Annotated in this window: 12 protein-coding genes; 10 read left to right on the top strand and 2 right to left on the bottom strand. The window is 66.5% G+C overall.

Annotation, left to right across the window (positions count from 1 at the left end; genetic code table 11):
• Positions 1–115 precede the first annotated feature (115 nt).
• Positions 116–1,189, bottom strand: coding sequence for a lipid A deacylase LpxR family protein (locus ACSYAO_RS18700; protein ID WP_032130312.1), 1,074 nt, complete (start codon positions 1,187–1,189; stop codon positions 116–118).
• Positions 1,190–1,450: 261 nt separating this feature from the next.
• On the opposite strand from ACSYAO_RS18700, the gene ACSYAO_RS18695 reads away from it, so the two are divergent.
• The 7 genes from ACSYAO_RS18695 (at position 1,451) to gnd (ending at position 8,960) form a co-directional block, all read left to right on the top strand.
• Positions 1,451–1,729, top strand: a complete 279-nt coding sequence (locus tag ACSYAO_RS18695; RefSeq protein ID WP_005411067.1) for a YbeD family protein — start codon at positions 1,451–1,453, stop codon at positions 1,727–1,729.
• Positions 1,717–2,427 carry a lipoyl(octanoyl) transferase LipB gene (gene lipB / locus ACSYAO_RS18690; RefSeq protein ID WP_032130311.1) on the top strand — a complete coding sequence of 237 codons (711 nt, stop codon included), beginning with the start codon at positions 1,717–1,719 and terminating at the stop codon, positions 2,425–2,427. Before ACSYAO_RS18695 ends, lipB begins: the two co-directional genes overlap by 13 nt.
• An 18-nt stretch (positions 2,428–2,445) precedes the next feature.
• A complete protein-coding gene (lipA, locus tag ACSYAO_RS18685; protein ID WP_032130310.1) occupies positions 2,446–3,456 on the top strand; it encodes a lipoyl synthase in 1,011 nt (336 codons plus the stop codon).
• A gap of 318 nt (positions 3,457–3,774) precedes the next feature.
• The gene (locus ACSYAO_RS18680; RefSeq protein ID WP_149908683.1) at positions 3,775–5,952 is read left to right on the top strand and encodes a carboxy terminal-processing peptidase; all 2,178 of its coding nucleotides are present in this window, start codon (positions 3,775–3,777) and stop codon (positions 5,950–5,952) included.
• A gap of 242 nt (positions 5,953–6,194) precedes the next feature.
• A complete protein-coding gene (locus ACSYAO_RS18675) occupies positions 6,195–6,788 on the top strand; it encodes a DUF2242 domain-containing protein (protein ID WP_049463248.1) in 594 nt (197 codons plus the stop codon).
• A gap of 17 nt (positions 6,789–6,805) precedes the next feature.
• Positions 6,806–8,044 carry a hypothetical protein gene (locus ACSYAO_RS18670; RefSeq protein WP_149908682.1) on the top strand — a complete coding sequence of 413 codons (1,239 nt, stop codon included), beginning with the start codon at positions 6,806–6,808 and terminating at the stop codon, positions 8,042–8,044.
• A gap of 10 nt (positions 8,045–8,054) precedes the next feature.
• Positions 8,055–8,960: a phosphogluconate dehydrogenase (NAD(+)-dependent, decarboxylating) gene (gene gnd / locus ACSYAO_RS18665; RefSeq protein WP_049463249.1), complete on the top strand. Its 906-nt coding sequence runs from the start codon at positions 8,055–8,057 to the stop codon at positions 8,958–8,960.
• Positions 8,961–9,187: 227 nt separating this feature from the next.
• Here gnd and ACSYAO_RS18660 read toward each other — a convergent pair whose 3' ends face one another.
• Entirely contained in the window at positions 9,188–10,231 is a 1,044-nt protein-coding gene (locus ACSYAO_RS18660; RefSeq protein WP_049463250.1) for an oxidoreductase, read from the bottom strand.
• Between the two features lie 171 nt (positions 10,232–10,402).
• Between ACSYAO_RS18660 and ACSYAO_RS18655 the strand changes: the two genes are divergently transcribed.
• The 3 genes from ACSYAO_RS18655 to ACSYAO_RS18645 all read left to right on the top strand — a co-directional run bounded on the left by ACSYAO_RS18655 (position 10,403) and on the right by ACSYAO_RS18645 (position 13,271).
• Positions 10,403–10,786: a BON domain-containing protein gene (locus tag ACSYAO_RS18655; protein ID WP_006470382.1), complete on the top strand. Its 384-nt coding sequence runs from the start codon at positions 10,403–10,405 to the stop codon at positions 10,784–10,786.
• A 230-nt stretch (positions 10,787–11,016) separates the two neighbouring features.
• Positions 11,017–12,834: a sensor histidine kinase gene (locus ACSYAO_RS18650; protein WP_032130516.1), complete on the top strand. Its 1,818-nt coding sequence runs from the start codon at positions 11,017–11,019 to the stop codon at positions 12,832–12,834.
• Complete coding sequence (locus ACSYAO_RS18645; protein WP_005411057.1) at positions 12,831–13,271, top strand: response regulator; 441 nt, start codon at positions 12,831–12,833, stop codon at positions 13,269–13,271. Before ACSYAO_RS18650 ends, ACSYAO_RS18645 begins: the two co-directional genes overlap by 4 nt.

The raw sequence follows: 13,271 nt of genomic DNA, 5'->3' as shown, positions 1-13,271 counted from the left end.
ATGCCGCTTGCGCATGAATCCTGCCGGATGTGGGTAGTGCTGGCCGCTGGCCGGCTCCCCATGAATCCATCCGGATATGCCGGCCCCGGTGTGCCGACCAACGGTCGGCACCTACCTACAGCGACCGGCTGATGGTGAAGCTGCCGAACACCGGCGCTTCGCGCTGGCCGTTGAACTCGCGCGTGCTGTGGTAACGCGCCGCAGCGAACTTCCAGCGTCCGTACATCACCGCCACGCCATAGCCGCCGTAGGCCACCACATGGCGCTTGTCCACACTGTGGCTGTTGCGGAACGTGTTGCCATCCAGCGTGATGTCACGGATCACCCAGGCGGCGTCCGAGGTCGCGAACAGGTGCCAGGACCAGCCATTGGGACGGCCGCCGCGGGTCGGCGCAGTGTTCTCACCGGCCGGGCGCAACGGCGTGCTGCCGAAGTCGTCCGGCAGCTTCCAGCCGAAGCGTACTTCACCGCCAAGGTTGGCCTTGGTTTCCAGGTTGCCGATCGATCCGCCGTAGTGGCTGATCGCGTCCCAACCCCAGCCGTCGGCATTGACGCTGGCATCGCCCGGCCAGCGGCGCATGCGCTCATGGGTCAGCATGAACAGCGGCTCGTTGTGCAGCTGGTTGTCCCAGCCCTTGAATTTCTCGTCGCCCAGCACTTCGTGCACGGCATTCTGCACCTGCTTGCCCTGTGCCCACGGGCCAACCACGCCCAGCGTCAGCTGGGTGGTCTGCAGGCGGTCGCCGCTGCGCGCATTGAAACCGAAGTTTGCGATCAGTACGCCGGCGTAAGGGCGGTCGTCCTCAATCAGGTCCCTGCGGCTGAAATCGGTCGGGGTGAAGATGCCCTGGCCGATGCTGAAGATCATGTTCTGCTGTTCGAACTTGCCCGGATGCAGCCCTTCCAGGTACTGGTTCACCCAGCGGGCCATGCGTGGCAGGCAGGGGTCGTCGGTGTAATCGACCAGATTGGGCGAGACCAGGGTCAACAGTGCACCATTGGTATAGCCCTGGTCCTGGTGGCGGCCGCCGAACAGGTCGTTGTCAACGCGGAAATTGACCTGCGGAGGGTGGTCGCGCATCGCGTCCGGGCCACATTGTTCGGCCGCCTGGGCGGCGAGGGGGAGGGCAGCAGCCAGCAGGCCGGACAGCCCGAGGGCTGCAAGGCGACGTTGGGAAGGGGGGCTCATGTGGAGGTTTTTTCTGTCTGTCGTTATATGCCGCGACACGGTACTCGTGCGGGCGTGATGGAACGAGCGCGTTCGAATCACTTGTCTGTTCCGAAAACGACATTGTCTCGTGAAGACAATCCTGCACTGTCCTGCGGCGCCCCAAGGGGCAACGGCCAATGCTGAACGGCTGTTCAGCTGCAACGCAGCGACTCACCGGTGCACTGTTTGACGTTGATGAATACTCTTGGGTTTGTTGGCCTGCGGCCCGATAATGGGGGCATGGAAATCAAGTCCGACAACCCCGACCACGGCTTCCAGTTCCCCGGCCAGTTCGAGCTCAGTGCCATGGGCCCGGCCAACCGCGGCCTGGAACATGAGCTTCCCCGCCTGCTGCTGGCTGCCGGCATCGATGTGGTGAATGAACGCATCAGCTGGAAGCATTCCTCCAACGGCAAGTACGTGTCCGTGCGCATCGTGTTCAAGGCCGAGAGCCGCGAACAGTACGACCTGGCGCACCAGGCACTGCGCGACCACCCGGAAGTGAAGTGGACGCTGTAGCCGACAGCTGCCCGGCCGAAGCCGCCCCGGAAGACCGTGCGCCGCGCCCGGCGCTGGTCCGCGACCTCGGCCGCCAGGCCTATGAACCGGTGTGGCGCGCCATGCAGCGCTTCACCGACCAGCGCAGCGAGGCCGACGCCGATGAGCTGTGGGTGGTCGAGCACGACCCGGTATTCACCCTGGGCCAGGCCGGCAAGGACGAGCATGTGCTGGCGCCGGGCGAGATCCCGGTGCTGCACGTGGACCGCGGCGGCCAGGTGACCTATCACGGCCCCGGCCAGCTGGTGGTCTATCCGCTGCTGCGCCTGCCACGGCTGGGCATCGGTGTGCGCGACTACGTGTGCCGCATCGAGCAGGCCATCATCGATACCCTGGCCGAGTGGAACATCGGCGCCGAACGCCGCGAGGGCGCCCCGGGCGTCTATGTCGGTGGCGCCAAGATCGCCGCGCTCGGCATCCGCGTGCGCCGCGGCTGTACCTTCCATGGCCTGGCCTTCAACGTGGCCATGGACCTGGAACCTTTCCACCGCATCAACCCCTGTGGCTATCAGGGGTTGCAGGTGACCTCGGTAGTAGACTTGGGCGGGCCCTCCGGGATGGAGGCCGTCAAGCCGGTGCTGCTGGACCACCTGGCCCGCCAGTTCGGCCTGCTGCTGCAGCCCACGCCCGAACTGCCTGATCTTTCTGCGGCCGCCTGACCGCCCCCCGGAACTGCCATGACTGAAACCACCGCCCGTTCCATTCCCCTGCAGATCGTGCAGGGCGACTCTCCGTCCGCCGCGCCGTTGCAGGCCGGGGTCAAGCAGCTGGGCGGTGACAAGATCAACCGCTCGCCGGTGCAGTTCGCCGACGCGCCGGTGCTGCGCAAGCCATCCTGGATCCGCGTGCGCATTCCTTCGGGCAATGCGGTGCAGAACCTGAAGGCCAAGCTGCGCGAGAACCGCCTGGTGACGGTGTGCGAGGAAGCCAGCTGCCCGAACATCCACGAGTGCTTCGGCCACGGCACGGCAACGTTCATGATCCTCGGCGAGGTCTGCACCCGCCGCTGCTCGTTCTGCGACGTCGCCCACGGCCGCCCGAAGCCGCCGGATGCCAACGAACCGGCCAGCCTCGGCCAGACCGTGGCCGACATGGGGCTGAAGTACGTGGTGGTGACCAGCGTCGACCGAGATGACCTGCGCGACGGCGGTGCCCAGCACTTCGTCGACTGCATCAGTGCCATCCGCGCGAAGTCGCCGGGCACCCGCATCGAAGTGCTGACCCCGGACTTCCGCGGCAAGGGCCGCATGGAGCGCGCGCTGGAGATCCTGGCGCAGAACCCGCCGGACGTGTTCAACCACAACATCGAAACCGTGCCGGACCTGTACCGCAACGTGCGCCCGGGTGCGGACTACCAGTGGTCGCTGAACCTGCTGAAGAACTTCAAGGCGCAGCATCCGGACGTGCCGACCAAGAGCGGCATCATGCTGGGCCTGGGCGAAGAGTTCGAGCAGATCAAGGCCACCATGCGCGACCTGCGCGCGCACGACGTGGACATGATCACCATCGGCCAGTACCTGCAGCCGACTGCGCATCACCACCCGGTGCTGAAGTACTGGACCCCCGAGGACTACAAGGCGCTGGAAGACTACGGCTACGAGCTGGGCTTCAGCCACGTGGCCTCCGGCCCGATGGTGCGCTCGTCGTACCACGCCGACGTGCAGGCCAAGGGCGCCGGCGTCCGGTAAGCGGTTGCGCGATGCGCGCTACCACTTCCCACGCTGCGCTGCGCACACCGTGGGCCCCGGCTTACCACCACCCACACCCCCGCCGCTTCGCGGCCGCCCCCTGACTCAGGGGGCTTGCAACCCCATGCCCTCTGCAACCGGACAGACGGCGCCGCTGGGTGCGCCGCTCTTCAGCCATTCACAATTTGCTACACCGGCCCGGCTAGGCTGGTTTTCCACCTAGCGCGGCCGGATGACAAACCCGGCAACTTTCGGCACTGTCGTGGTGTCTTAACACCCCGCAGTCTCCCCCTTGGCAAGGCGCCTTCGAGCACGTCAATGAAATTCAAAGCCCCCGCATTCCTGATGGCCCTGGCGCTGGTCGCGCCGCTGGCGCTGGCGGCCAAGGCCGATTCGCCGGCATTGCCCGCTGCGGCAACCGCCGATCAGGTGACCACCTCCAAGCTGGTGTACGGCCTGCTGTCCGACAGCCGCTACGCGTACCGCCCGCGTGCGCTGGACGAGGCCACCTCCAAGGACGTGTTCAAGCGCTACCTGGAGACGCTGGACGGCGGCAAGCAGTACTTCACCCAGGCCGACGTGGCGCGCTTCGCGCCGTTCGAAGCCAACATTTCCTCGGCCATCCGTGGCGGCGAGCTGGAGCCGGCGTTCCAGGTGTTCGCGGTCTACAAGCAGCGCGTCGGCGAACGTGTGGCCTACGCGCGCAAGCTGCTCAAGCAGGAGCCGGACTTCACCACCGACGAGCGCTTCGAATACGACCGCAAGAAGGTGCCGTGGGCGGCCAGCAGTGCAGAGCTGGATGAGCTGTGGCGCAAGTCGGTCAAGAACGACTGGCTGCGCCTGAAGCTGGCCGGCAAGAAGCCGGACGACATCCGCAAGACGCTGGACAAGCGCTACGCGACGCTGGAGAAGTCGGTCAATGAACTGAAGGGCGAAGACGTCTTCCAATTCTTCATGAACTCGTACACCAGCGCCGTTGACCCGCACACGGATTACTTCACCCCGCGCACCGCCGAGAACTTCAACCAGGCGATGTCGCTGTCGCTGGAAGGCATTGGTGCGCAGCTGCAGCGCCAGGACGACGTAGTGGTGATCCGCGAGATCATCGCCGGTGGCCCGGCCGCAGTGGATGGCACGCTGAAGCCGGGTGACCGTATCGTCGGCGTCGGCCAGGGCAAGTCCGGCCTGGTCGAGGACGTGATCGGCTGGCGCATCGACGACGTCGTGGCCAAGATCCGCGGCGCCAAGGATACCCAGGTCAAGCTGGAGTTCATCCCGGCTGCTGAGGGCGCCGACGGCAAGCACCACACTCTGGTGCTGACCCGCCAGAAGGTGCGCCTGGCCGAACAGGCCGCCAAGGGCGAGACCATGACCATTCCGGCCGCCAATGGCGAGCCGGCGCGCAAGGTCGGCGTGATCAAGCTGCCGACCTTCTACCAGGACTTCGAAGGCCGTCGCCGCAACGCGGCCGACTACGCCTCGGCCACCCGCGACGTGGCCAAGCTGCTGGCCGGCTTCAAGAACGACAGGCTGGACGGCGTGGTGCTGGACCTGCGCAACAACGGTGGTGGTTCGCTGGATGAAGCCATTGAACTGACCGGTCTGTTCATCGAGCAGGGCCCGGTGGTGCAGGTGCGCGAGTCCGGTGGCCGCGTCACCGTCAACAGCGACCGCAACCAGGGCGTGGCATGGGATGGCCCGCTGGCAGTGCTGATCAACCGCGGTTCGGCCTCGGCTTCGGAAATCTTTGCCGGTGCCATCCAGGATTACGGCCGTGGCCTGGTGATCGGTGAGACCAGCTTCGGCAAGGGCACCGTGCAGAACATCGTCGACCTGGACCGTTGGCCGAGTGGCGAGACCCAGCGCTTCGGCCAGGTGAAGCTGACCATCGCCCAGTTCTTCCGCATCAGCGGCAGCAGCACCCAGCACAAGGGTGTGGTGCCGGACCTGGCCTTCCCGGCCAGTGTCGATGCCACCGAGTTCGGCGAGAGCACCTACGACAACGCGCTGCCGTGGACCCGCATCGCTGCCGTGCCGCACACCCAGTACGGCAACTTCGCGCCGCTGCTGCCGAAGCTGGAAACCCGCCATGACGCGCGCATCGCCGCCGACAAGGAATTCCAGTGGTGGAACGAGGACGTGCAGCAGTTCCGCACCGAGGCCGCGAAGAAGTACGTCTCGCTCAACGAGGCCACCCGCCGCGCCGAGCGTGAGCGCCAGGACACCCAGCGCAAGGAGCGCCAGGCGATGCGCAAGGAACTGGGCCTGGCCCTGGACCCGCTGGCCGATGACAGCAACGACGACGGCCTGACTGGCAACGAGCGCGACATCGTCAAGGATGCAGCGCGCGAGAAGGCCGCCGAGAAGCGTCCGGACCCGCTGCTGCGCGAGTCGGCCTCGATCCTGGCCGATGCGGTGAACCTGCTGGCCAATGATCGCCCGCTGTCGGCGCAGGTGCTGCCGCAGTCGACCGGCGCTGGTCGCTGGGCCGACTGAGCCGGCGACGGCATGTGATACCCGAGGGGCCGGCATTGCCGGCCCCTTTCTGTCTGGGGACCTCGTTCACGGTAGCGCCGGGCCATGCCCGGCGAGCGAAGTGCCACAAACGACTTAATCCCCTCCGTCCCCTTTTCTGTGCATGAACCGGCAGCAACGGGGTGGCTCGGTCACGCCGGTTTCAACCTGCCGCACACGGCCGCAGGGCTACCCTTGGCGGTACCGTCCTCGCAGGAGTACCCATGCGGGCCTCCCGTCTTTCCAGTGCTGCCGTGGCGCTCGCCAGCGCCCTGATCCTGTCGGCCTGTGGTGGCCGCGCCGCCGACAGTACGTTGCTGCGCGAATCCTTTGATTCCGGCGACACCTTCTCGCGTACCGTCGATGGCCGCCCCGGTGACGCCTGCGAGGCCGCGCGGCGCACCCTGCTCAGCCAGGGCTACGCCATCGCCCGCTCCGACGAAGCGCAGGTGGAAGGCAACAAGAACTTCCAGCCACGCGAGGACGACCACGAGCAGCTGGTGCTGCGCATCTCCTGCGCGCAGCGTGGTAGCCAGACGCTGGTGTTCGTCAGCGCGGTGCAGGACCGCTATGCGTTGAAGAAGAGCCCGACGTCGGCCAGCGTGGGCGTGGGTGCATTGGGCTCGGTGTCGCTGCCGTTCGGCAGCAATGACGATTCCCTGGTGAAAGTGGCCAGCAGCACCGTCACCGATGCCGGGTTCTATCAGCGCTTCTTCCAGCGCCTGCAACAGTACCTGCCGGCGGATGCTGGCAAACCCGCACCGCCTGCGCTCGCGCCGCCCGAGCCCGCACCGGCCCGCAGCACGGATCAAGGGTGATCGTGCGCGGCACGTTGATGGGAGTGGCACTCCTGCTGATGCCCGCGCTGGGCATTGCGTCCGCAACGCCGGACTGCACGCAGGGCCTGCTGCAGCGGCTGGGATGGCGCTTTGACGAGGTCACGGCCGGTGCACCACAGGTGCACGGCGGCCCGTTGTGTACACGTGCCTCGCTGGCTGCAGCACAGGCGGCAGGCGATCTGCGCGTGGGGTGGCCGGCCGGAATGTCCGCTGCAGCACGCCAGGCGTTGCTGCAACAGTTGCTGGACGATCCAGCCACGGTCTGCGCCTATGCCTTCGAACTGGGCGCGGCCACGCAACGTGCGGCTTCTGCACTGCAGGACAACCCCACCTTCCGCTTCTCCGGCCCGCAGCTGGGCTGGATCGGCTTCGGCCTGCAGGGCCCACGCGCGCAAGGCTGGCAGCGCACACGCAGTTTCGGTCGTGGCTTCGTGCCGAGCGCGGGTAACAGTCATGCACTGGAGGCGTTCTACAGCGGTGCCGTGCGTGCCGAATGCGGGGTCGGCCGCCAGGTCGCGCAGCTGGCCACGCAACGAGAGCTTTATGGTGATGCCGCGTTCGATACGGAGTTCGCAGCGGATGAACTGTCGATCGGCACTTTCCTCGCCCTGCACGAGACCGACAGCATCCTGCTCGGAGCCCACGCGGGTGATTTCTTCGCCGATGGCAAGGCGGTGCGCACCTCGGCGATGGGACGGCAGGCCTTCGTTGGTGTGCCCGGTTTCATCGAGCACGTGTACGACAAGGGCACGCTGGATGACCTGAGCAACCAGGCCGAGAACTTCGTCGTGGTCGAGGTGGGCGAGGGCGCCGCGCAGGCACTGGCTGAGCATGGCGGCCTGGCCTGGTACGACCAGCGCAATGCCGAACTCTGGAAACTCGCGCAGGGCATCCCGCGCATCGGCCAGCGCTACTTCGAGCGCCTGTTGTTCGAGCGTGATCCCAACCTTCGTGCACGGCTGGAACCGCGCTACCACGACACGCTGGCACGCATGGACCAGCTGCTGGACGATCCGTTCTACCAGCAGTTCGTGATCTATGTGCATCCACGCGGTATACGTCCCATCGGCTACCACATCGCCCGCCTGCTCGATCGCAACCCGCGAACGCCGTTTTCGATCGACCTGGCGGTGCACAATCTGCATACCACGCTCTACCGGCGTTGGCGCGAGGCGCAGCTGCGCCACTGCGCGGCTACCGGCAGGCCAGGCAGCCTGACCCTAGACCCCAACTGAAGGTGAAACAATGGACATTGCAATGATCGGCCTCGGCCGCATGGGCGCCAACATGGCCCAGCGCCTGCATCGCGGCGGCCACCGCGTGGTCGGCTACGACCCGGGCGAGGGTGCCCGCCAGCGCGCTGCCGAGGCCGGCCTGGAAGTGGTTGATTCGCTGGCCGCCGCGGTTGCCGCGCTGCCGGCACCGCGCGTGGTGTGGCTGATGGTGCCGGCCGGCGAAACCGTCGACCAGACCCTGGGCCAGTTGACCCCGCACCTGGCCGAGGGTGACATCGTCATCGATGGCGGCAACTCCAACTACCAGGACTCGATCCGTCGCGCCAAGGCACTGGCCGAAGACGATCTGGGCTACGTCGACTGCGGCACGAGTGGTGGCGTGTGGGGCCTGCAGGAGGGCTACAGCCTGATGGTCGGTGGCGAAGCGTCGGTGGTGGAGCAGATCGCACCGCTGCTGCGCACGCTGGCACCGGCCGAAGATCGTGGCTGGGGTCGTGTCGGCCCGTCCGGCGCTGGCCACTTCACCAAGATGGTCCACAACGGCATCGAGTACGGAATGATGCAGGCCTACGCCGAAGGCTTCGCACTGATGGAGCGCAAGCAGGAAATGGAGCTGGACCTGGCCCAGGTGGCCGAGGTGTGGCGCCACGGCAGCGTGGTGCGCTCGTGGCTGCTGGACCTGAGCACCGAAGCCCTCAAGCGCAATCCATCGTTGGATGGCATTGCACCGTACGTGGAAGACTCCGGCGAAGGCCGCTGGACGGTTGCCGAAGCGATCGCACTGGATGTACCGGCACCGGTGATCACCCTGTCGCTGCTGGAACGCCTGCGCTCGCGCGAATCGAATTCGTTCACCGACCGCCTGCTGTCGGCGATGCGCAACGAGTTCGGCGGCCACGCCATCAAGAAATCGTAAGCACCGCGGTGGGGTCGGACCCCTTCGGCGTTGCCGAAGGGGTCCGACCCCATGAAGCCAGTCGAGCATGGCTCGACCCTACAAGAGCCGTCTCCGATGGTTTCCACGTCGATGTGTCGACCAAGGTCGACACCCACCGTCGGACCCCACCCCGTCATCCACGGAATGCCCGCTTTTGACGTTGACGTTGCCGTTGATTCGGCAGGTGCAGGGCGCAGCCCTGCCGATCACCCCAACGCGATTCGCCGCCCTTCGCGCGCGCTGTCCATGCCGGCCTGCAGCAACCGCATCAGCTGCAGTGCCTGCACCGGGCTGACCGTCGGCTCGCCATCGCCGTGCATCGCCGCCGCGAACTGCGAATACAGCCGCCGGTAGTCGCCCGGCAGGTTGTCCACGGTACTGCGCTGCACATTGTCCTCAGTATCGCAGCGCACCAGCTCGCCGTGCCGTGGGTCGATGCCCCAGCCTGGCGCTCCTGGCGCAACACCGCGCCGCAGCTGTGCCTCCTGCACGTCCAGCCCATGCTTGATCCAGCTGCCACGACTGCCATGCACACTGAAGTGCGGCGTGGGGGCCGCCACCAGCGAACCGGCATGCACGATCGCGCGATGCCTCGGGTAGTGCAGTACCGCGTGGAAGTAATCGATGCCGCTGCCACCTTCGCGTTGCACGGCCAGATCGGCATCGATGGCCTCGGGCCAGCCGAACAGCACCAGCATCTGGTCCAGCAGGTGCGGTCCGAGGTCGTACCACAGGCCGCTGCCCGGTCCGTCCTGCTCGCGCCAGCGGTCGCGCACCTGCGGCCGGTAGCGGTCGAAGTGCGCATGGCACTCGGCCACGTCACCGAGCGCGCCTTCGGCCAGCAGCGCCTGCAGGGTGAGGAAGTCGGCATCGAAGCGCCGGTTCTGGAACACGGTCGCGATGCGTCCGGCATCACGTGCCGCAGCCAGCACCGCTTCGGCTTCAGCGACATCCAGCGCGAACGGCTTGTCGACCAGCACATGCTTGCCCGCGGCCAACGCCGCGATCGCCAGCGGTGCGTGTTGTGCGTTCGGAGTGGCGATCACCACCGCGTCCACCGCCGGGTCGTCGAACACCTCCTGCGGCGTGGCGCGCACGTGCACGTCGCTGAACGCGCGCAGCAACGTGTCGCGCTGCGAACTGACGATGCTGTGCAGCACCAGCCCGGGCGTGTGCTGGATCAGCGGCGCATGGAAGACGCGGCCAGCGAGGCCGTAGCCGATCAGGGCCAGTTGCAGGTCGGGGCGCATGAGACGGCTCCGGCAATGGGGAAGGGCAGGGTAAACGACACCTGCGTACAGGCCAAAACTGAACCGTTGCCGTTGGAAACGCCTCGATTCACAGCGGCATGACCGCAACGCCACGCCTGCTCTACGGCGGCTTGTCCAGACTGGCAGCACATTCCGAAGGAGTACGACACGATGAGCAATACCACCCGCACGCTGATTGCTTCCGCCCTGACCCTGGGCTTGGCGCTGTCCTCCTCGGCTGCCTTCGCCAAGGACCCGGCCGCGAAGAGCCCGCCGACCAGCACCCATCCGGCAACCCATGCTGATCGCCATGACTCCAACGAGCCGGTGACCGATACCTGGATCACCACCAAGGTGAAGGCCGATCTGCTGGCCAGCAGCAACGTTCCGGGCACTGAAATCAAGGTGGAAACCGTGAACGGCGTGGTCAGCCTGAGTGGTGCCGTGGCCACCCAGGCCGAGAAGGACAAGGCGGTCACCACCGCCAAGGGCATCAAGGGCGTGACCCGCGTCGATGCCGCTGCATTGAAGGTCAGCGCTGCTGCCAAGCGCTGACCCCGGAGGGCGCCCCGCATGGGGCGCCCGCTGCCTGGGTAGAGTCGAGCTTGCTCGACTGCCCTTTGGGTTGCAGCCGAGCACGTCTCGGCTCTACCGTGGGTTTCCGCAACCCGTTCAGCCAACCAGGCGGGAAACTCCAGAGTTGTGACCGCCTGCGCTATATTGCCCGTTCCGCCGCAGCCGGGCCGGTATCGGCCTACGCTCCGCGGCTGTGCTGACGAGGAACTATGGCGCTGGTTTTCAGTGATGACATCTGGGACCGTTGGCGGTTGCCGGCCCTGGCGCTGGCCGCCGCCGCGATCATCGTGGTGCCGTGGTTGACCCTGCGCCAACTGCAGCAGGACAGCGAAGATGCGATGGCCTGGGTCAATCATACCCAGGCCGTGGGTGTGGCCCTGCAGCAGCTGCAGGCTGATGTACGCGATGTCGAATCGGCTGCGCTGACCCTGTCCAAGGGTGTGGATGCGCCTGGCCTGCGCGAGCGCATGGCCAAAGCCAATGACCTTCCCGGTCGCCTGGCTGAACTGGGCCGGATGACCCGCGACAATCCTGAGCAGCTGATCCGCATCGGCCGTATCGAGTCGATGCTGGAAGGGCGCATGGCGCTTGCCCGCGAACTGGCAAAGTCCGAACCCAACAGTGATCAGCGCGAGCTGGTGCAGGACCTGAGCACGCGCTATCCGATCCGTGGCCTGGTGGAGGAACTGCAGGCGAGCGAGCAGAAGCTGCTGACACAGCGCGCCGAGCAGGCCGCACGCCAGCGCAAGCAGACCGAGCTGGTGTCGTGGAGTTCGCTGGTGATCCAGCTGGCGCTGCTTGGCCTGGTGCTGTGGCTGCTGCAGCGGCAGATCGGTCGCCGCCTGCATGCCGAACGACAGTCGCTGCGTTCGGCCGCGCGTGCAGCCTCGGTGCTGCAGACCGTGCGTGAGCCGATCGTGCTGCTCGACCGCGACCTGCGTGTGCAGCTGCACAACCCTGCCTTCGCCGAGCTGTACGGGCTGCAGGATGAACGCGCCGATGGCCTGTTGCTGGACACTGTCGGCGACGGTGCATGGAAAGACCCCGTGATGCGCCAGCGACTGTCCGATGTGCTGTTGCGCGGCCGCGAACTGTGGGACTTCGAGCATGAACAGCGCGCCGCCGATGGCATGGTGCGCTACATGCTGCTCAACGCGCGGCGCATGCCGCTGCCGGACACCGACGACGAAGTGGTGTTGCTCACGGTCAGCGACGTCACCGTGCAGCGTGCCGTGCAGCTGCGGGTGGAGGAACTGAACCGCCAGCTGGAAGGCAAGGTTGCGCAGGTGTCCGAGGTCAACAGGGAACTGGAAGCCTTCAGCTACTCGGTGTCGCACGACCTGCGTGCACCACTGCGCCACGTGGCCGGTTTCTCCGACAAGCTGTCGCGCCATCTGGGCGACGCCGCCGATGACAAGAGCCGCCATTACCTGGAGGTGATCTCCAGTTCGGCGCGGCGCATGGCGGCACTGATCGACGACCTGCTGGTCTACTCGCGGCTGGGCCGCGCGGCAATGCGCCAGCAGGCGGTGGACATGCAGTCGCTGGTGGCCGATACCCGCGCCATGCTCGATTCCAACCTGCAGGCCGAGGCCGAGAACAGCGGCCATGCGCACCACGTGGAGTGGAGCATCGCGCCGCTGCCGATCGTGGTGGGCGATGAGAACATGATCCGCCAGGTCTGGCTGAACCTGCTCGGCAACGCGGTGAAGTACTCGGGCAACCGCGAACCAGCGAAGATCCGCGTGGACTACCAGCCACAGCCTGACGGCGGTCATCAGTTCACGGTCAGCGACAATGGTGCAGGCTTTGACATGGCCTACGCCGGCAAGCTGTTTGGTGTCTTCCAGCGCCTGCACAAGGCCAGCGACTACCCGGGTACCGGCATCGGCCTGGCCAGCGTGCGCCGCGTGCTCACCCGTCATGGCGGCCGTATCTGGGCCGAGGCTGAACCGGACGTCGGCGCCACCTTCCACTTCTACCTGCCTCCCGCGATCGATGCGGACAAACAAGGGCCTTCTGCATGACCACTCTGCGCACCATTCTTCTCGCCGAAGACAGCCCGGCTGATGCCGAAATGGCGATCGACGCCCTGGAAGAGGCGCGTCTGGCCAACCCCATCGTGCACGTCGAGGATGGCGTGGAAGTGATGGACTACCTGTTGCGCCGTGGTGCCTTCGCCAACCGCGAGGAAGGCCTGCCGGCGGTGCTGCTGCTGGACATCAAGATGCCGCGCATGGATGGCCTGGAGGTGCTGCGGCAGATCCGCGAGCACGAAGAGCTCAAGCGCCTGCCGGTGGTGATCCTGTCGTCCTCGCGCGAGGAAAGCGACCTGGCCCGCAGCTGGGACATGGGCGTGAACGCCTATGTGGTCAAGCCGGTGGACGTGGACCAGTTCTTCGGCGCGGTGCAGACCCTGGGCAAGTTCTGGGCGTTGATCAACCAGGCACCGGAACTCGAGTGA

It is taken from the genome of Stenotrophomonas sp. STK16_22, assembly GCF_051984505.1.
GTDB classification, from domain to species: Bacteria; Pseudomonadota; Gammaproteobacteria; order Xanthomonadales; family Xanthomonadaceae; genus Stenotrophomonas; species Stenotrophomonas maltophilia_A.
The sequence above is the reverse complement of the archived record's forward strand: the minus strand, read 5'-3'. Positions and strand labels throughout refer to the sequence as shown.